This window comes from Chitinophaga sp. XS-30 (assembly GCF_008086345.1).
GTDB lineage: Bacteria > Bacteroidota > Bacteroidia > Chitinophagales > Chitinophagaceae > Chitinophaga.
Genome location: NZ_CP043006.1, coordinates 465,421 through 485,365, shown reverse-complemented (window position 1 = coordinate 485,365; position 19,945 = coordinate 465,421). Strand labels below are relative to the sequence as shown.

Annotated in this window: 13 protein-coding genes; 9 read left to right on the top strand and 4 right to left on the bottom strand. The window is 53.7% G+C overall.

Features of this window, described 5'->3' with window-relative positions; genetic code table 11:
* Window positions 1-1,332 (bottom strand): cytochrome ubiquinol oxidase subunit I, encoded by a 1,332-nt coding sequence (locus tag FW415_RS01935; protein WP_148382617.1) that lies wholly within the window; start codon window positions 1,330-1,332, stop codon window positions 1-3.
* A gap of 145 nt (window positions 1,333-1,477) precedes the next feature.
* Here FW415_RS01935 and FW415_RS01930 point away from each other — a divergent pair, with 145 nt between their 5' ends.
* Entirely contained in the window at window positions 1,478-2,317 is an 840-nt protein-coding gene (locus FW415_RS01930) for an ion transporter (protein ID WP_148382616.1), read from the top strand.
* Here the strand turns inward: FW415_RS01930 and FW415_RS01925 are convergent, their stop codons facing one another.
* The 3 genes from FW415_RS01925 to FW415_RS25110 all read right to left on the bottom strand — a co-directional run bounded on the left by FW415_RS01925 (window position 2,318) and on the right by FW415_RS25110 (window position 5,379).
* Window positions 2,318-2,779: a PA2169 family four-helix-bundle protein gene (locus tag FW415_RS01925; protein WP_148382615.1), complete on the bottom strand. Its 462-nt coding sequence runs from the start codon at window positions 2,777-2,779 to the stop codon at window positions 2,318-2,320. It abuts the gene before it with no gap.
* A gap of 97 nt (window positions 2,780-2,876) precedes the next feature.
* A complete protein-coding gene (locus FW415_RS25115) occupies window positions 2,877-4,064 on the bottom strand; it encodes a cation-translocating P-type ATPase (RefSeq protein ID WP_210420814.1) in 1,188 nt (395 codons plus the stop codon).
* Window positions 4,030-5,379, bottom strand: a complete 1,350-nt coding sequence (locus FW415_RS25110; RefSeq protein ID WP_210420813.1) for an HAD-IC family P-type ATPase — start codon at window positions 5,377-5,379, stop codon at window positions 4,030-4,032. Before FW415_RS25110 ends, FW415_RS25115 begins: the two co-directional genes overlap by 35 nt.
* 137 nt (window positions 5,380-5,516) lie before the next feature.
* Between FW415_RS25110 and FW415_RS01915 the strand changes: the two genes are divergently transcribed.
* The 8 genes from FW415_RS01915 to FW415_RS01880 all read left to right on the top strand — a co-directional run bounded on the left by FW415_RS01915 (window position 5,517) and on the right by FW415_RS01880 (window position 19,759).
* Window positions 5,517-6,401, top strand: coding sequence for an NAD(P)-dependent oxidoreductase (locus FW415_RS01915; protein ID WP_148382614.1), 885 nt, complete (start codon window positions 5,517-5,519; stop codon window positions 6,399-6,401).
* A 146-nt stretch (window positions 6,402-6,547) separates the two neighbouring features.
* A complete protein-coding gene (locus FW415_RS01910) occupies window positions 6,548-7,141 on the top strand; it encodes an RNA polymerase sigma factor (RefSeq protein ID WP_148382613.1) in 594 nt (197 codons plus the stop codon).
* 171 nt (window positions 7,142-7,312) lie between these two features.
* Window positions 7,313-8,467 (top strand): FecR family protein, encoded by a 1,155-nt coding sequence (locus FW415_RS01905; protein WP_148382612.1) that lies wholly within the window; start codon window positions 7,313-7,315, stop codon window positions 8,465-8,467.
* Between the two features lie 272 nt (window positions 8,468-8,739).
* Entirely contained in the window at window positions 8,740-12,012 is a 3,273-nt protein-coding gene (locus FW415_RS01900) for a TonB-dependent receptor (protein ID WP_246858880.1), read from the top strand.
* A gap of 14 nt (window positions 12,013-12,026) precedes the next feature.
* The gene (locus FW415_RS01895; RefSeq protein ID WP_148382611.1) at window positions 12,027-13,541 is read left to right on the top strand and encodes a RagB/SusD family nutrient uptake outer membrane protein; all 1,515 of its coding nucleotides are present in this window, start codon (window positions 12,027-12,029) and stop codon (window positions 13,539-13,541) included.
* A gap of 19 nt (window positions 13,542-13,560) precedes the next feature.
* Entirely contained in the window at window positions 13,561-14,412 is an 852-nt protein-coding gene (locus FW415_RS01890) for a PKD domain-containing protein (RefSeq protein ID WP_210420812.1), read from the top strand.
* A gap of 3 nt (window positions 14,413-14,415) precedes the next feature.
* Window positions 14,416-15,522, top strand: coding sequence for an acyltransferase family protein (locus FW415_RS01885; RefSeq protein WP_168208626.1), 1,107 nt, complete (start codon window positions 14,416-14,418; stop codon window positions 15,520-15,522).
* A gap of 121 nt (window positions 15,523-15,643) precedes the next feature.
* Window positions 15,644-19,759 (top strand): hybrid sensor histidine kinase/response regulator transcription factor, encoded by a 4,116-nt coding sequence (locus FW415_RS01880; RefSeq protein WP_148382609.1) that lies wholly within the window; start codon window positions 15,644-15,646, stop codon window positions 19,757-19,759.
* Window positions 19,760-19,945 lie beyond the last annotated feature (186 nt).

The window sequence follows — 19,945 nt, the reverse complement described above, 5'->3', positions numbered from 1 at the left end:
TCAGATGGCTTCAGGTTGTTCAGATGAATGATCGTACAGCCTGTCTACCATCTTTATCTGCCGGTAAAGCAGGAACGCAACGATGAAAGACAGGGAAAGATATACGGCGGTGAAAATGTAAAAGGAATAAACGATGCCCGGCATGGGGGTAACGGCGTCGGCTGTACGCATGATGCCGTTGATGATCCAGGGCTGGCGGCCCACTTCCGTAACGGTCCATCCCGCTTCCACCGCAATGAAGCCCATGGGGGTGGCGATGATGAACAGGCGGAGCAGCCATTTGCTCCGCAGCCAGCTTTTTTTCTTCCACAACGCCAGGAAGTACAGCAGTGCAATGAGCATCATGATCATGCCCAGGCCCACCATCACCTGGAAGGCGTAGTGCGTGACGGCCACAGGGGGCTGGTCCTGCTCCGGTATTTTGTCCAGCCCCGTGACTTCCGCATTGATATCGCCATGCGCGAGGAAGCTGAGCCCGCCGGGTATTTTGATGGCGTAGTTGACTTTCTTTGCTTTGACATCCGGTATGCCGCCGATGATCAGCGCGGCTTTCTCTTCGGTGTGGAAATGCGCTTCCATGGCCGCCAGCTTGGCGGGCTGGCGTTGTGCAATGTCTTTTGCGGACAGGTCGCCGCTGACCGGTTGCAGGATGGCTGCTACGGTGCCGAATGCCGCGGCAATGCGGAAGGCCTTGCTGTGAAAGGCCACATGCCTTCCTTTCAGGATCATCAGGGCATGGATGCCGGCCACGGCAAAACCGGTGGCAACAAATGCTGCGATGGACATATGCAGGGCCTGCGTGAACCAGGCATCGTTGAACATCGCTTTGATGGGATCTATATTGAGGTATTGTCCGTTTACATAATCAAAGCCGGCCGGACTGTTCATCCAGGCATTGGCAGCTACTACCAGGATGCCGGACACCAGGCCGCTGATGCCTACCACTACGCCGGTGAACCAGTGGAACCAGGGATTGAAGCGGTTCCATCCATATAAAAAGAACCCCAGTGCAATGGCTTCAATGAAAAAGGCCGTGCCTTCGAGTGAAAAGGGCATCCCGAAAATGGGGCCTGCATGTTCCATGAAAGTGGGCCAGAGCAGGCCCAGCTCAAAAGAAAGCACCGTGCCGGACACAGCGCCGGTGGCAAAAAAAATGGCCACTCCCTTGCTCCAGGCTTTGGTCACATTCCGGTACACTTCATTGCCTGTTCTCAACCATTTGTAATGCGCTACGGCCATGAAGAATGGCATCACCATGCCAATGCAGGCAAAGATGATGTGGAAGCCGAGGGACAAAGCCATCTGTGATCGTGCAGCAAAAAAATCATCCATGCCGGAACAGTTTTTGAGGAACGGCACCGGGCCAATACCCGGAGCCACCGTAAAAGTAGCAAGAAAAGCGGGAAGAAGATATGAGATGCATCAGTTTTACCGCCGCAATGGAATGAGTACGGTCAAATATGCTTAACTTTTCAATATGAAAAAAGACAATGCTGAAACCAGCGGGCTGCGCAGATGGCAACACCAGCTGCATGCGGTGATCTATGGCTCGGAAACAAAAGGAGGCAAGATCTTCGATATAGCGCTGCTGGCCTGCATATTATTGAGCATTGTGGTGGTGATGCTGGATAGTGTCAAGCATTTGCATGCAAAGTATGGTGATGTGTTCATTGCCATGGAATGGGCGTTCACCATCCTTTTTACGATAGAATATATCCTCCGGCTGATCTGTATTCTCCGTCCCTACAAATATGTGCTGAGCGCTTTCGGCATCATCGATCTGCTGGCGATCATTCCCGGTTTTCTGAGTGTGATCTTCGTTGGTGCGCAATCGTTACTCGTGCTGCGTGCCCTGCGCCTGCTCCGTATTTTCAGGATATTCCGCCTGGTGCACTTCGTTTCTGAAATGCGCTTTTTATCGGTTGCCATACTCAACAGTCTCCGCAAGATCAGCATCTTCATTTTGTTTGTGCTCACCTGCGTGGTGATCCTCGGTTCGGTGATCTACCTCGTGGAGGATGACAGCAGCGGCTTCACCAGCATTCCCCAATCCGTGTACTGGGCTATTGTAACTATTACCACGGTTGGCTACGGGGATATTGCCCCGGCTACGACCGTGGGCAAGTTCATTGCCAGCTTCATCATGCTGCTGGGGTATGGCATTATTGCAGTGCCTACCGGCATCGTTACTACCGAAATGGCTATGGCCGTGCGGCAGCAACGCAGGGGCCTCAATCACGCATGCCCGTCCTGCGGGCAGGACGGGCATGACCATGATGCAAAATTCTGCAAGTATTGCGGCGGAAGATTATTGTAGCTATTTAGCCTGATCCCGCAGCGCCTTGACCCTGTCGTGAGAAACCCTCAATATCTGCTTTTGTTCCACCAGTATCTGGCGAAGATAATCGGGCATGTCCTCCACGGTGAGGGCTGATTCGTATGCCCGCTGGGCGGCATCTTCCCCGGCTTCGCAGCTGGCGAGCACGGCGTGCCTGTCATGCCCCGTGAATACGGCTTTTACATCCATCCAGGTCCGGTATATCTTGCCGCTGTTGGTGGTGCCGGTTTCCATTTCTCCACCGCAAACCTGCACTTCTGTGCCCAGTGCATTACGCATATCATGGCTCTCGCGGATCATATCGGCGAAGAGCGAGCGAAGGTCCGCATCTTCGGGAGCCAGTTCTTCCAGTGCTTTTTCGTATCCGGCGATACGGTCGTTGTTGATCGCTACCAGGTCGTTCAGTACCTCGATAGTATCATTTGTGGTTGTCTTTTCCATGATTGAATGTTTTGGTGTTTGAAATAACCGGCCATAAAACATGCCAGTGTTGATACCGGCATATTTTCATGGTTGTTTACACAAACTGTAGCATCATTTATTCATGGTGTAGCAAAGATGCCCGTTTCACGAGCTTCCATCCTTCAAACCAGATCACCGAGGCGATGCCTGCCGTTATGCTGATGGCCAGGGGCTGCCATGCCGGGGGGCTGAACCGGAAGAATGCAGCCAGCGGAGGAAGGTAGATCATGGCCATGCTGAGCAGGATAGAGATGATCAATACCGCTCTTAACAGCCAGTTGTTGTACCGCATGGCCGTAAAGAGGGAATAATGGAAGGAGCGGTTCACAAGGGTAAGCAAAACGTTGGCGGTAACAAGGGTGGTGAATACCAGCGTCCGGGTCAGGCTTTCATCAAAGCCGTTATGTATGGCATACTGGTAAATACCCAGCGTACCGGCGGTGATCATAAGGCCCTGGATAATGCTTGTGCTCAGTTCCTTCCAGTTCAGGAAAGTGGTGGTGAAGGGCCTGGGCGGCTGCAGCATGGCATTCTTTTCCATCGGTTCCTGTTCATACACGATAGAGCAGGTGGGGCCCATGATCAGTTCCAGGAAGATCACATGCACCGGGGTAAAAATATTCGGGTATATCCATCCCAGCAGCAGCGGAATGGTTACGGTAAGGATAATGGGGATGTGAATGGATACGATATACTGGATGGCTTTTTTGAGATTGCCATATATCCTTCTGCCCATGGCTACGGCGTCTACCATTCTGGCAAGGTCATCGTCCGTCAGCACCAGGGAGGCGGCTTTTTTCGCGATGTCCGTTCCCTTGGTGCCCATGGCAATGCCGATGTGGGCAGCTTTCAGGGCGGGGCCGTCGTTGACGCCATCTCCCGTCATCGCCACCACCTGCCGGTCTGATTTCAGTGCATTGATGATCCTCAGCTTGGCGGCGGGGAACATGCGGGTGAAGATGTTCACTTCTTTTACCGCGGTGTTCAGTTCGCGGTCATCCATCCCGGCGATCTCGTCACCGGTCAGTGCTTTTTCCGTTCCGCGAAAACCCGCCTGCCGGGCAATGGACAAAGTGGTGGGGGTATTGTCCCCCGTGATGATCTTGAGCCGGATACCGGCATCGTAGAAGCTGTTGAACACCGCGGGGATGTTCTGCTTCGGGGGATCGTAGAAGGCGATGAGGCCGAGGAAGGTGAAGGAAAGGGACTGCTGCTCTTCCGGGTAAACATCACCGTTGAATGTGCTGCGGCCAACGGCCAGCACCCGGGTATCCCTTTCCGGCGAGTTGATCTATCTGTTGTTCTATGGTATGACGTTCCTCCGCGGAAAGGGGGCTGACGGCCATGATGGCTTCCGGTGCACCTTTTGCCGCGATGATGCGTTCCCCTGTTGCATTGGCGAATACATGCGTCATCATGGGAGGTTTGCCGCCGAGCGGGTATTCATGCACCATATGGTAGCCGGGCCGCAGGTCTGTTTCCGCAACAGTCCCGTAAGCTTCATGCAGCGCTTTTTCCATAGGATCGAAAGGCGCCGTTTCACTGGCCCACATGGCGGTGGCGATCACTTCCCGCGCTGCATCGCTGCGCCACATGTCCGCTGCGGCGGTTTGCCCGGTGGCATGTATGTAGATCATGGCCAGCTGCATCCTGTTCTCCGTAATGGTGCCGGTTTTATCCGTGCAGATCACACTGGCGCTGCCCAGGGTTTCCACCGTCTGCGTCTGTTTGACGATAATGCCCATTTTCATCAGCCGCCAGGCGCCGATGGCCATGAAAGTGGTGAAGGCTACGGGTACTTCTTCCGGCAAAATGGACATGGCCAGCGTGAGGCCTTTCAGCAGGCTGTCCAGTATATCCCGGGAATGATAGAAGTTGATGCTCCAAACCAGCAGGAACACACCGGCGCCGACCACCGCCATTTTGGTGACGAAGCTGCTGATCTGTTTTTGCAGAGGGGATTTTTCTGTGCTGATCTGCTCCAGGGACTTGCCGATCTTGCCCAGTTCGGTTTGATTGCCGATGGCGGTCACTTCGGCCCAGGCCATACCGCTGGTAACGGCAGTGCCCATGAACAGGGGATCTCCTTCGGCTTTCCTGACGGCGAATGCTTCACCGGTGAGCACCGATTCGTTGATGGACAAGTCGTTTGCCCGGACGATGCCGGCGTCCGCCGGTACCTGTTCTCCTTCTTCCACGATCATCAGGTCTCCCGGCACCAGCTCTTCCGTGGGGATCTGCTGCTCCCTGCCGTCCCTGATCACGCGGGCGGAAGGCTGGTTCAGCGCTTTGAGGGCCTTCAGCGCATTGCCGCTGCGGGAGCTTTGATACACAGAGATGGCCGATACCATAAAGATCGCCGCGATCATGAAAATGCCTTCGGCGGATTCACCCAGCAGGAAGTAGATGATGCCCGCGGCCAGCAATAACAGGAACATCGGTTCCGTGAACGCATCCCTGAGCGCTTCTACAAGATTGTTCTGCGTCTTGCCCTGCAACATGTTCTTTCCATGAAGCCGGCGTGAGGCGGATACCTGTTCTTCCGAAAGCCCTTCGGGCCTGCTTTGTGCTGCCTGCATACCTGATAAAGATAAGCTTTTGCCCGGCAACCGGCTATGGGCGCATAGCGAAAAAAAGTTCGGCGGCTGAATATTTTTTCCCTTATTGTCTGCCTGCGCTGATCTGCTGAAGTTTGCATCATCAAAACGGAATGACGATGAACACAAACAACAACGATGTAAAAGCTGTGTCCGTAACGGGACTGGGCATGATGGGCACAACGCTGGCCCGGTTATTATTGCAGGCTGGATATCATGTAACCGTCTGGAACCGCAATCCGGAAAAGGCGGCACAACTGGTACAGGAAGGTGCTATACTTGCGCCCGATGCCGCTGCTGCTGTGAAGGCCAGCCCTGTGACGGTAATCTGTGTGCGCGACTATAACGCCGCCCGGGAAATTCTGGGCGCAACGGAAGTAAAAGCCGTGCTTCCCGGCAGGGTGGTAATACATCTTTCCAGCGGAAGCCCGAAGGAAGCGGAGGAGATGGAAACGCTGATCAAAGCGCAGGGCGCTGCTTACCTGGATGGCGCGATACAGGCTGCTCCCAGCCAGATGGGCCGGCCGGATACGCCGATCTTCGTATCAGGCGGAACGCCGGCATACCAACAGGCGGAAGCCATCCTGCGGGTATTCGGCGGCAGTGTGACGTATTTCGGCGGGCAGGCCGGCGCCGCATCGGCAATAGACCTGGCTACGCTTTCCGCCATTTACGGTACGATGACGGGTTTTCTGCATGGCGCAAGGATCGTGGAGGCGGCCGGTTTTCCGGTGGATAAATACGGCGCCCTCGTGGCCGGGATCACTTCCACTTTCGGCGACTTCCTGCAGCATGAGGCCAATGTGATCCGGTCCGGCAATTTTGAGATATCGCAAAGCCCCATGAAGATCTCCATTGATGCCATGGAAAGAATACTACAGCAGGCTGAGGATGCGGGCATACACAGCGGGTTTCCGGCATATGCCGCCGGACTGTTCCGCCAGGCTGCCAAAGCCGGTCTGGAAAACGAAGAGCTGGCTGCGCTGATCAAAGTGCTGCGTTGAGCAGTGCGGGAGAATATGAAAGGTGCATCGCGTGACCCGGCGCACCTTTTTTTATGCCCCTTATTTTACCGCTTTTTCAGTTTCCGCTTTTTTTAGCACAATAATTTACCTAAAATTGGCAATGGACTAAATCCCGATTACCGGGCATGCCGCTGATGACTGACCATGACTTGCTAAAAAAGCTGAAAGAGGGCGATGAACCGGCCTTCCGGGAATTATATGCCCGGCATGGCAGGCAGGTTATGGCGTTTGCGTATCACCTCACCCATTCCGCCGTAGATGCGGAAGACATTCTGCAGGAGACCTTTCTCCGTTTGTGGACGGGCAGGGAGCAACTGCCGGAGATCGAACATTTCGGCAATTACATCTTTACCATTGCGCGGAACAAAACGCTGGACCATCTGCGGAAGGTTGCCCTGCAGCAGAAACTGATGGACCGGGTATGGGCCAATATATCCGAGGTAGCCGATGACCTGGAGCTGCAGCTGGATGCCCGGGAAAGCAGGGCACTCATCAGCAAAGCCCTCGCCCGCCTGTCCCCGCAGAAACAAAAGATATTCCACCTCAGCCGGCATCAGGGCCTGAGCCATGAGGAAATAGGGCAGCAGCTCCACCTTTCCAGAAGCCGCGTTAAAAATCTCCTGGTAGAGATACTGAAATATATCCGGTATTACCTGGCGCAGCATTCCATGCTGCTGGCGGTGCTGTTCCAGCTGGTGTGCCTGAAGGCTTTTTTGTAGCGGAATCCCGGTCCCGGGTATTTTGCTGATGCTTCACGGTATTTTCTTTCCGCTTCCCATGGCCGGTTTACGGCATGATCTTTAGGTTCTGCCATTCCACTTAAAAAAATCTTCCATCTCCCCGGTCCTTCTCCTCCGCCCATTCGTCTTTATAGTTACAAGCCTGATTTTATGCCACATGATCCTTCCAGAATAACGTACCTGCTGCAGCGATATACCACAAAAACCTGTTCCCGGGAGGAAATGGAAGAACTGTTCGCCTGCCTTCCCGAAGGTGCGGATGATGAGGCGTTGCTGCGTTTCATGGAAGAGACCTATCAGCAAGCCCCGCCGGAAGAAACCCTTCCGGAAGTGGATTATGAGGCGGTGTATCAAAGCATTCTGCAGCAGCCTGCCAAACGGCGGCGCTTATTCCCTTTCCGGTACGCAGCAGCGGCGGCAGTTCTGCTTGTGCTGGCCGGCGGCTTATTCCTGTGGCCTGAAACAGATAAACAAACAGCCCCAACATCCGCGCAGCTGCAGGATGGAGATGTGGCGCCGGGGAACAACAAAGCGGTGCTTACCCTGGCGGATGGCTCCGTTGTAACTCTGGACAGTACCGGCAACCAGGTGATCACCCGTGGCCATACCCGCGTGATGCAGCAGAACGGGCAGCTGGTGTACCAGGCGCAGCACGCGGAAGCGGGATTGCAATATCACCGGCTGTCTACCCCCCGCGGCGGCCGGTTCCGGCTCACCCTGCCGGACGGTACGAAGGTCTGGCTCAACTCCGCTTCCTCCATCCGTTACCCCACCGCCTTCACAGGGGAGCAAAGGATCGTGGAGCTGGAAGGACAGGGATATTTTGAAGTGGCGAAAAATGCGCAACAACCTTTCAAAGTAATGGTGAACACCATGGAAGTGCAGGTATTGGGGACGCATTTTGATGTAATGGCCTATAAAGATGAGGCTACCGTCAATACCACGCTGCTGGAAGGGTCCGTACAGGTGAAGGACGGCGCTGCCCAGCAATTGCTGAAACCCGGCCAGCAGGCGGTGCTGGACCAGGAAAGCCGTACCATCACCGTGCAGGAAGCGGACGTGAGCAAGATCATCGCCTGGAAAAATGGGTTATTCGTATTCAATAATATGCCCCTGACATCCATCCTGCGGGAAGTGGCCCGCTGGTATGATGTGGACATTGTATATCAAGCCACGCCCGGTACAGAGCTTTATGGCGGCGGTATTTCCCGCAACCTGAACCTGTCCGGCGTGCTGGACCTGCTGGAAGCCAGCGGATTCAATCATTTCAGCATAGAAGGAAGAAAAGTGATCGTATTGCCTTAGCCGTTTATCGTTAGCAACAACCAGAATTTAAAACAACCAGAATTTAACATTATCCATACCGGAAAAGAAACGGGCCCCGACGGCCATCGGAACCCGCTATAACATCTGGTATCCTGAATAATCACTGTAAGATCAATCAAAGTACTACCAAACACCACAAAAGTATGCAATTCAAGTGTAATGCACCAGCCCGCATCCGGCGCGGGCTGTCAACCAAAATTCCCCTGGTGGCGGGCCCTGTTTCCGCCCGGGCGCTAAAAAGACGAATCATTATGCAGATCAAAGCGACCGCATTCCTTCTTCTGATCACCTGCCTGCATGTCAGCGCAGCGGGATACTCCCAGAAGGTGACCCTGGACGTAAAAAATATGCCGCTGCGAAAGGTCTTTGCCGAGGTCATCACCCAGACGGGCGTGTCTATCGTGTACTCCGAAAAAGTGTTATCCAGCTCCCGTCCCGTTTCCCTCCACGTTAAAGATCTTCCGGTACAGCAGGTGCTGGACCTTCTCCTGAAGGACCAGCCGCTGGCCTACACCCTGGAAGGCAACAGCTTCGTCATCAAAAGGATGGAAACACCTGCAGCGGCGCCTGCCGTAGCAGACACGGTGATCGATGTTTCCGGCCGCATCACTACGGCGGACAACACACCGCTGCCCGGTGCTACCGTAATGGTGAAAGGGACCTCCCGCGGTACGCAGACCAACGAACAGGGCATGTTCCAGCTGAAAAGCATTCCGGCTGCAGCGGTGCTGGTGGTCAGCAACATCGGCTACACCAGCCGCGAGATCGGTGTGCCACGCGGCGGCGGTACGCTGAACGTTTCGCTGGAAGAAGACACGAAGAGCTTTAACGAGATCGTGGTCGTAGGTTACAGCGATAAAAAGAGAAGCGAGCTGACCAGCGCCGTCAGCGTAGTGTCCGCGGAACAGCTGAAAGATGTGACCACCAATGATGTAGGCTCCATGCTGCAGGGCAAAGTGGCGGGGTTGCAGGTGGTCAACAGCTCCGGTGTTCCGGGCAGCTCCGCGGAAATACGGCTGCGCGGCGTATCTTCCGTCAATGCGTCCCAGACGCCGCTGTATGTGGTGGATGGCATCATTGGCGGGAACTTCGATCCCAATGATGTGGAGAACATCACGGTATTGAAGGATGCGGGAGCTACCGCCATGTATGGCTCACAGGCGAATGCGGGTGTCATCATCGTGACCACCAAAAAAGGCCGCAGCGGCAAAACAAGGTTTGATGCAAAGATCACCACCGGCTTCCGTACACCGGACTTCGGGAAGATCAACATGATGAACGGCGGCCAGCTGTATGAGCGGCATAAAGAGTTTTACCGCGACTATATCCCCGGTACAACCGACAACTCCTACAAGATCGACCTCCTCAAATTCTATGACGAGCGCCCCCGGACCCTGCGCGACCAGGATTATAACTGGCTCACCAGCATGTTCCGCACAGCGCCCATGCAGAACATCTACCTGTCCGCCAGCGGCAGCAACGAGAAGAACGAATATTATACCAGCATCACCTATTATAACGAGAAAGGCACTTTCCTGAACACGGATTATCAGCGCATCAATCTCCGCGGTAATGCCACGCATCATTTCTCAAAGAACGTCAGCGTGACCAACAATATCAATATCAGCGCGGCCAGCGGCAAGAGCTTCAACTACGAAGATGTGTTCTATGCTTATCTGAACATGCCCTGGGACAATCCGTATGATGCCAATGGACAGCCTGTTTATGTGGACGGGAATACGACGGCCAAATGGTGGTCCAGAGACAAAACGAATCCCATCCATACGATCCGCAATTCCAATCATCCGTACAAGAGTTTCAATGTAAACTACGACCTGAACCTGGATATAAAGATCACGGACTGGCTGTCTTTCTCCAGCAACAACCGGGGCGCGGCCAGCTACAACAAAGGCACCGATTATTATTCGCCGGTTGTGGCCGGATTATATAGCGGCACCGGTTTCCTGAACGAGCTTGGTACACTGGGATATGGCGTGATCTCCAACGACATGCTGAAGTTCAACTTCAGCAAAGGGGAGCACAGCATCAGCGGTCTCGCAGGCATTGCCATCGAGAACAGCAAAACAGAAGTGGTGGGCGCATCCGGCAAAGGGCTCCCGGTGGGGCTGACGGTGCTGAACGTAGTGTCCAACAGCCAGCTGGTGAACGGGTATAACGATCAGGCGATCCTGCAGTCATTCATCTCCCAGGTGAGCTACGGTTACCGCGAAAAGTATTTCCTCACCGGTTCTTACCGGGTAGATGGTTCTACCAATTTCCCGGCAAGCAACCGCTACGGATCGTTCCCCGCCATCTCCGCCGCATGGCTGATGAGCAACGAGCCTTTCCTGCAAAAGCATCCGTTTGTCGATAACCTGAAGCTGCGGGCGAGCTACGGCGTAACCGGCACGCAGGATATCGGCTCTTCCCGCTACCTGGGTCTCTTTGCGCTGAACAGTCATTACAACGGCGCTACCGCCGCCACACCTTCACAGCTGCCCAGTCCGGACCTCACCTGGGAAAGCAAGCATCAGCTGAATGCGGGTGTCGATATCGGTTTGTTCAACAGGGTGAACCTTACCGTGGATGTGTACAACAACGTCACCAAAAACCTGCTGCTGCAGGTATCCCAACCGCTGTCCATCGGTTTTGAGCAGCGCTGGGAGAATGCAGGCGAGATCATCAATAAAGGCATAGAATTGAGTTTGAGCACCGTAAATATCAGGACGCCGGATTTTGAATGGAATACCGATATCAATATCAACTTCAATTCCAACAAGCTGCAAAAGCTGCCCAGTGATATCATCCGCACACAGCCTACCTGGAGCATTTCGCAGATCTACCGGAATGGCGGTAACCTCTACGAGTTCTACATGCCCAAATGGCTGGGTGTGAACAGCGAGACCGGCGCGCCGCAATGGGAAGTGGTCATTCGGGATGCGGACGGAAAGATCACCAGCCGCGAGGCTACTTCCGATTATGCCGCCGCCACTTACCAGGAAGCCGGTTCCGCCCTGCCCAGATTCCAGGGCGGCCTCAATTCACAATGGCGGTACCGGAATTTCTCGCTCAGCGTGAATGCTTACTTCCTCTCCGGCAATAAAGTATTCAGCAACTCCCTGCGCTTTGTGATGAATGACGGCATGGAACCGTATTATAACCAGATCGTATTGCCTGACGGCTACAGTACCTGGGCGAAGCCGGGGGACAATGCCACAGAGCCCAGCCCGCAGAATGCGGCCAATGCAACGGAAACGTCTACACGTTATCTGAAGGACGGCAGCTTCCTGGCCATCCGCAACATTGCCCTGGCCTATACCCTGCCGAAAACCTGGGTCAGCGCATTGAAGCTGGAAGGCATAACGTTGTCGCTCACGGCGGACAATGTGTACACCTTTACGGATTTCCTGGGGCAGGACCCGGCTACGACCATTACCACCGGCAGTTATGTGATGCCCGGGGTGTCCGACTTCAAGTATCCCAACAACCGTCAGTATCTGTTTAATGTTAATGTCCGTTTCTAGAAAAATTACCGATCATGCAAAAAAGACTTTTATATATCATCTTCGTCTTGCCGCTGCTGGTGACCGGCTGTCTGAAAGACATCAACCCCAGCGATTCGCTGGACACGGGAACGCTCACCGGTACTGAAGAAGGGCTCAGGCAGGCTTTGAACGGCGCCTATGCCCTGTTCAAAGATCATGTTTCGTTCAACGGAACGGTAGACGGCAACAACATGTACCTGCGCCAGTATTTTCAACTCAGCGATTTTGCGGCGGACGATATCGTTTGCGCACAGACGACCACCGACCCGCTGTATTACAGCTTTTCGCTGGACCATACCGCCACGCAGACCAACAGCCGTTATTTCTGGTACATCTCCTACAAGATCATCAACGATGTGAATACTGTGATCGCCTCGGCGGAAGCGATACCGGACCCGAATGACAACACCCGGCAGCTGATCGGCGAATGTTATTTTCTGCGCGCCTTTTGCCATTTTAACCTCGTGCGGTTATTTGCCCGGCCTTATTCGCATGACCCTGCGTCCGACGGCATCGTGCTGCGCACCTCCACCAGCGATCCCGCACAGAAGCCGCGTTCCAGCGTTGCGGAAGTATATGCTTCCGTTGTTGCCGATGCGGAGAAAGGAGCGGAATTGATGGCGCAGCCGCGCGGTGTGCAGTTCGCTTCCCGCGAAGCCGCATGGGCCTTGTTGTCCAGAGCTTACCTGTACGAAGAAAAGAACGACAGCGCTATTTTTTATGCGGACAAAGTGATCGGCTCCAGCCGCTTTACGCTGGAGACCGCCGCCAGTTTCCCGCAGCTGTTCGCCAATGCCACAGCCGGAAAGGAAACCATTTTCTGCGTAGCCTTCACGCCTGCGGATGATTACGGGAAGGCCGGTTCCATTGCTTCCATGCTGTATTCAGACGGGAACTCGGGATGGGGAGAGGAATTTGCTTCCCGGTCGCTCCGCGACACCATGTCCGCCCACCCGGAAGATGTGCGCTGGTCATACATCGTACCGCTGAAAGATGGTGGCGGCAACCTGCAAAAGAAGAACGGCATCGAAATATATTACATCAGCAAATTCTCTTTCCAGGGAGGCAGCCCTACGCTCAGCTCTCCCATCATGTTCCGGCTGGCGGAAATGTACCTCAACAAAGCAGAAGCCGCTGCCAAACAAGATGATATGAATACCGCGCTGGACAATGTGGATGAGATCAGGAAGAACCGCGGGCTGGAAAATGCGCTGTACAACCGGCAGTTGCCTGCAGGCAAGAGTGCGCTGGATATTGTGCTGAAGGAAAGAAGGATAGAGCTGGCTTTTGAAGGCCACCGCAGTTATGATGTGTACCGCAACAAGCGCAATATGAACCGCGCGTACTGGGGTTACCACCTGCCCGGCCTGAAGGAATCGGATATCAACCTCGCCGCTGCGCCGGCCGGTTATGCCAATATGACCGTGCCATGGGACGCCGCGAGGATCATTTACTACATTCCCATCGATGAAGTGCAGACGAACCGCTTATGCGACCAGAACCCTTAATTCATTAATGCCGATTATCATGAAGATCAATAACAATATACTGCTGTTGCTGCTGCCGCTTTGTTTCGCCGCCTGCAAAAAAGATGACGTTACACCGGCAGCCGATATCTTTTACACCGTGAGCATTGAGGACAAAACGGTGACCTTCACCAATGAGACCAGTGGCGCCGTGTCCTACCAGTGGGATTTCGGGGACGGGGAAACTTCCACGGAGGAAAGTCCCGTGCATACGTACCCGGACAAAGGCAAATATGTGCCCACCCTGTACGCTACCACAAAGGACGGTCGGATTTCGGAAGGTTCCACCGTCATCTATATCGCCAAAACCTCACCGGTAAAAATGAATGATAACAGTTTGTCCGACTGGGATAACGTGAACGACTACACCGTAACGCCCGGCGCCGGGGAAACTTTTTTCAAAACGGCCAAATTCGATTACGATGCGCAGTATGTGTACCTGTACATCGAAGCAGCTACCACACAGTCCAGCGGCGCTATATACGATATCTACCTCGATACCGATAATGATGCTACTACAGGATATACCACGGATATCACCGGCGCCGGTTTTGATGTGCTGCTGGAAGGCAGCATCCTGGACGGCTGGCTGGATGCCTTCAATCACAAGGGCGCGCAGAATGCATTCTCTTTCGATTTTACCGGCACCACCGAGTTCTTTACCGTTGGCGCCATGGAGGAAAGCGGCGGTTTGCTCACATTCGAGATGCGCCTGTCCCGCGCCAAGCTCAAAGGGCTGGCCGCCACGCAGGCGCTGAAGCTGGGCATTTTCGCAACGAAAAGCGACTGGTCCGCCACCCTCGGCCGGATACCGGCGCCAGCACAACCGGCAATACTGATCAACTTTGAATAGACTATGATCCCACTGAAACCCGACGGCAGGCTGCTGTCCCTCGATGTGATGCGCGGCATGATCATGCTGCTGCTGGCGGGGGAAAGCTGCCGCGTATATGAATCATTGCACCAACTGGAAGGCGGCGGTATGTTCAATGCCTTCATTACACAATTTTTTCACCATCCCTGGCATGGCCTCCGTTTCTGGGACCTGGTACAGCCTGCGTTCATGTTCATGGCCGGCACCGCCATGTACATTTCCGTTACGCGCAGGCGCAGCAAAGGCATGCCGGAGCGGGATATTTTCAGGCATATTGCCGTGAGGAGCTTCCGGCTGTTCCTGCTGGGCACCGCATTGCACTGCGTGTATGCAGGCAGGTTAGTATGGGAGTTGTGGAATGTATTGACGCAGCTGTCGTTCACCACGCTCGTTGCCTGGTTCCTGATCGGGAAACCGTACCGCGTGCAGATCGTTGCAGCGCTGCTGATGGTGGCGCTTAACGACGTGCTGTACAGAACGGTGCTGGTGCCGGGTTTCGATCAGCCATTTACGCAGGGGCATAACTTCGGCGCTTATGTGGACACGCTGCTGATGGGCAAGATCAATACCGATGGATGGGTGGCTTTCAATTGCGTGCCAACCGCGGCGCATACGATACTCGGCGTTACCGCCGGCAAGCTGCTCATGAGCGAACGCGGGAATGCAGCAAAAATAAAGTTGCTGATGATAGCAGGTATTGCGGCGCTGGTGCTGGGTTACGCGGCGGACCTTTCCGGTTTGTCGCCCATCATCAAAAGGATCAGTACCGGCGGGTTCGTGCTGGCGTCGCTGGGATGGGTGACCCTCATCCTGGCTGCCCTCTACTGGTGGATCGATGTGAAAGACCACCGGCGCTTCACCTGGATACCTGTGGTAGTGGGCATGAACGCCATCTTCATTTACCTGTTCTTCGAAACGGTGGGCATTCAGTGGCTGAACGGTACTGTGGGCATATTTGTGCAGGGCTTCCTGGAGATGCTGCGGGCGCCTGCCGCACTGCAGGCCGTTATCTCCGCCTTTGCCGTACTGGCCCTGGAATGGTACATCTGTTACTGGCTGTACCGGAAACATATCTTTTTTAAATTATAACACAACAGACATGGCGTGGGTTGCATAAATACATCGCCGTTCATATGAAGGTTTTTTTGCGTTTTTTTTGTTAAATTGTAAACAGACAATAGTTAAATGGCCTTCATCTGAATCGATTTTAATGCTTAAAAGGCATCTGCAAATTCCACTGTTATTATGCATGCTGCTGAATGTGCATGCACAGCACCCAACTTATCCGTTCACGTCGCTGAATGTCAACAACGGGCTTTCCAACAACCAGGTGAACTGCATCTACAAAGATTCCACGGGATTTATGTGGTTTGGCACGATGAGTGGCCTGAACCGTTATGACGGGTATTCCTTCCGGGTCTTCCGGCATGCGCTGGCGGATACTTTTTCTATTAATGACGACTATATATACGGGATATATCCCGCGCCCGGCAACAATCTGTACATCAGAACAAGGAACGGCGACAACATCTATGATCCCGCTACGGAGAAATTCTTTGAAACCCGGTCCTGGCTGGACCGCACCGGGCTTCCGGGCAACGGGCTGACCTGTATTCACCAGGCCGGCGGTGTTTTCTGGCTGGCTGGCGCCGACTCCGGTCTGTACAGGCTCGGCGGCAGCGATCAGGCGGTAAAGGTAAACGCAGGAAATAAAGAACAGGCGGCCATCGCTGATATAAAATCGGATTCGAAAGGCAACATCGTTGTATTGTACAGTAACGGAAAGATTGAAATACGGGATGCGCATTCCGCCAGGCCCATTTATCGGGATACTGCTGTTGCGGCTATCACTGCCGGGCAGGTGATGGCTTTGATGTTGTTCGTTGATGCGGACGATGATCTGTGGGTTTATGCGCCGGGCAACGATTTCGGCGCCATTTATTTAAAGTCCCGCAGCAGCGCTGTCAAACGGTTATCCAGCAAAAATGGCATATTGAACAATGATATTGTTAACAGTATTATCCAGGACGAAAAAGGCGCCATATGGATAGGCACCGACCACGGCGGGATAAATGTGGTAGATAAGCGGGATTTCAGCAGCTATAGCCTCATGAACAGGGAAGATGATGCGAAAAGCCTTGCGGAGAACGCCATTTATGCTTTGTACAGGGATAACCTGGACGTTATCTGGTGCGGTACCTATAAAAGAGGGATCAGCTATTTCGCCGAAAGCATGGGGAAGTTCAACCTGTACACGCGCCGTCATTCCGGCAGCTCAAATCCCGGGCATGATGATGTGAACTGTTTTGCGGAAGACCGCAAGGGCAATATCTGGATAGGCACCAACGGCGGCGGCCTCATTTATTTTGACCGCGCGGCCCATCGCTTTACGTCATTCCGGCATGATCCGGCCGATGACAACACCATCAGTAACGATGTCATCGTCAGTTTGTATGTGGATCGCTGGGACAATCTCTGGATAGGTTATTATTTCGGGGGGATGGATTTTTACAGCAACGGCAGATTTTCGCACTACCGGCACCGGAGCGAAGACCCCAACAGCCTGGCGGGCAAAAGCGTCTGGAGGATATACGAGGACCAGCGGAATAATTTCTGGGTAGGAACATTGGGCGGCGGGTTGGACAGGTTCGACCGCAGTAACGGCATCTTCTATCACAACAATGTGAGTTTGCCCAATTCCATTCACTCGAATTTCATTTCTTCCTTTGCGGAGGATAAAAACGGGGATCTCTGGATAGGGACGGCTTATGGCATTGATGTGCTGGATAAGGCAAAAGGGATATTTGTTCAGTATTTGAGCGCCACGCATCAGCTGAGCAATGATAATGTAAGCTCGCTTTTATGTGACAGGAATGGCAATATGTGGGCCGGCACCCGTGCCGGGCTGAACCTGTTCGATCCCGTCACCCGCACATTCAGGTCTTTCCGGGTGGAAGACGGCCTGCCGGACAATAATATCGTCAGTATGCTGGAAGACGATGAGGGGCGCCTGTGGGTAAGCACCTCCAACGGCCTCAGCAAGATCATCATCCGGCAGGGAGAGAAGGGCATCAGCATTCAATGCAGGAATTATGACGATGCAGACGGGCTTCAGGGCCGCGCATTCAGCGCCAATGCTGCATTAAAGCTGAAGTCCGGCGAACTGATATTTGGCGGTCCGGACGGCTTCAATATTTTTAATCCCGCCAGCATCCGGCAGAATATGCACAGGCCGGCCATTGTTTTTACGGACCTGCACATCTTCAACAGGAGGGTGGCAACGCATGAAAAACGGCACAATCGTGTTATCCTGCCTGAATCCCTGTCAAGCATCAAAAAGATCACCTTAAAGCATAATGAAAATGATTTCTCGATAGATTTTGCCGCGTTGAATTATATCAATACGGACAAAAATAAATATGCCTATATGCTGGAGGGGTTTAACAGGGAATGGGTCACAGCGGACGGCAGGAACCGGCGGATCACCTACACAAATATTAATCCCGGTGACTACACCCTGCATGTTAAAGCAGCCAATGAAGACGGCATATGGAATGAGGAAGGCATTTCGCTGAACATCAGGATATTGCCGCCCTTCTGGAAAACTCCCCTCGCCTACATCATATACATAATGCTGGCCGCTATGATGCTGTTCATGGCGAGAAGGGCGGTCATCCGCCGTGCGCACAGGCGTTTTGCACTGCAGCAGGAGCGCGGGGAAGCGCAGCGCCTGCATGAGCTTGACATGATGAAGATCAGGCTTTTTACCAACGTCAGCCACGAATTAAGAACCCCCGTTTCGCTGATATTGACGTCAACGGATGAGGTCATCAGGAATAACCGGGCCTCGGAAGACAGGCACAAGTTCCAGTTGATCCGCCGCAACGCCCGGAGATTGCTGAACCTTGTGAACCAGTTGATGGATTTCAGAAAAATGGAAATGCAGGAGCTGAAATACACGCCCGATCCGGGAGATGTGGTAGGCTTTGTTAAAGAGGTGACAGACTCGTTTACGGACCTGGCGGAAAGAAGGCGTATTTCCCTGCGCTGCCGGACGGCCTGTGAACATTTGTACACCATGTTCGACCATGCAAAAATGGAACGCATCCTTTTCAACCTGTTATCCAACGCCTTCAAATTTACGCCCGAAGGCGGCGCAGTGGACGTAGGGGTGGAGGTGATGGAAGAGGAAGGGCAGACCTGGCTGGAAATAAAAGTAAAAGATACCGGTATTGGCATACCGGAAGAAAGGCAGGGAAAAATCTTCGAAAGATTCTTTCAAAGCGAGATGTCCGGCTCAATGGTCAGCCAGGGCAGCGGGATCGGGCTGGCGATTACCCGGGAGTTCGTGAAACTGGCTAACGGTTCCATTTCCGTGACCAGCGAGGTGGATAAAGGAAGCTGCTTTACCCTGCGGTTGCCTTGTGAAGTGCTGGATGATGTGCTTGTTCCCGGTGAAGAAAGCATGATGGAGAAGGAAGGAATACCTGCCGAGGAACCGGCAGCGCAGGGTTCCCGCCGTCCGCCGGTCATCCAGGAGGCGAAAACGCCGCAAAAGCAGACGGTGCTGCTGGTGGAAGACAATGACGATTTCCGTTTTTATCTGAAAGATAACCTGAAAGAAAGCTATAACATCATTGAGGCGGCAGACGGAAGGTCCGGATGGCAAAAAACCCTCTCCGCCCACCCGGACTTGGTTGTAAGCGATATCAATATGCCGGTGATGGATGGGATAGCACTTTGCCGGAAGATCAAGGGCGACCCCCGTACCCGCCAGATACCTGTTATCTTGCTGACAGCCATGGCGGCGGAGGAAGAGCAACTGAAAGGGCTGGAAACGGGCGCCGCGGATTACCTGATAAAGCCGGTCAATTTCGAGATCATGTTATCCCGGCTGCGCAATGTGCTTTCACAGCAGACAACGGTAAGGCATATCGTGGTAGGCCGCCTGAAACCGGATAATGAGGAGGCGCAGACGGAGAGTCCGGATGAACGGTTTATGCGGACAGTGCTGGAGATCGTTGAAAAGAACCTGTCGAATGCCGCATTTTCTGTCATGGAACTAAGCCGGGAACTGTGCATGAACCGTGTTTCCGTTTACAAGCGCATATTTTCGCTGACCGGGCAGACCCCGACCGAATTTATCCGTTCCCTGCGGCTCCGGCGGGCAGCTGAATTGCTCTCCACAACACAAATGAACGTCACCGAAGTTGCCTATGAAGTAGGCTTCAATAATCCCAAATACTTTGCCCGGTACTTCAAGGCGGCATTCAATATGCTGCCTTCCGCATACGTAGCGGAGCAACGCCGGCAGGTGCGCACCTGATGCAACCGTACATACCCCTCAAATTAACAGTTGATACCCCTCCGGCAACATATTGTCCCGGATAATAAACATCCTGGTAACTCCCTTGTCAGCAGCTCCCGCTAACTTTATCCGAACGTTATGAATGTGCCAGATTACCCACACATTTCCATTAACTGATAGTTCAACCAGGATCAATAACAGCTA

Bases quoted from the DNA above. Each gene is read 5' to 3' on its own strand.
- FW415_RS01930 (WP_148382616.1), top strand. From the start codon at position 1,478: ATGAAAAAAGACAATGCTGAAACCAGCGGGCTGCGCAGATGGCAACAC.
- FW415_RS01885 (WP_168208626.1), top strand. From the start codon at position 14,416: ATGATCCCACTGAAACCCGACGGCAGGCTGCTGTCCCTCGATGTGATG.
- FW415_RS01905 (WP_148382612.1), top strand. From the start codon at position 7,313: ATGCCACATGATCCTTCCAGAATAACGTACCTGCTGCAGCGATATACC.
- FW415_RS01915 (WP_148382614.1), top strand. From the start codon at position 5,517: ATGAACACAAACAACAACGATGTAAAAGCTGTGTCCGTAACGGGACTG.
- FW415_RS01895 (WP_148382611.1), top strand. From the start codon at position 12,027: ATGCAAAAAAGACTTTTATATATCATCTTCGTCTTGCCGCTGCTGGTG.
- FW415_RS01910 (WP_148382613.1), top strand. From the start codon at position 6,548: ATGCCGCTGATGACTGACCATGACTTGCTAAAAAAGCTGAAAGAGGGC.
- FW415_RS01900 (WP_246858880.1), top strand. From the start codon at position 8,740: ATGCAGATCAAAGCGACCGCATTCCTTCTTCTGATCACCTGCCTGCAT.
- FW415_RS25110 (WP_210420813.1), bottom strand. From the start codon at position 5,379: ATGCAGGCAGCACAAAGCAGGCCCGAAGGGCTTTCGGAAGAACAGGTA.
- FW415_RS01890 (WP_210420812.1), top strand. From the start codon at position 13,561: ATGAAGATCAATAACAATATACTGCTGTTGCTGCTGCCGCTTTGTTTC.
- FW415_RS01935 (WP_148382617.1), bottom strand. From the start codon at position 1,332: ATGGATGATTTTTTTGCTGCACGATCACAGATGGCTTTGTCCCTCGGC.
- FW415_RS01880 (WP_148382609.1), top strand. From the start codon at position 15,644: ATGCTTAAAAGGCATCTGCAAATTCCACTGTTATTATGCATGCTGCTG.
- FW415_RS01925 (WP_148382615.1), bottom strand. From the start codon at position 2,779: ATGGAAAAGACAACCACAAATGATACTATCGAGGTACTGAACGACCTG.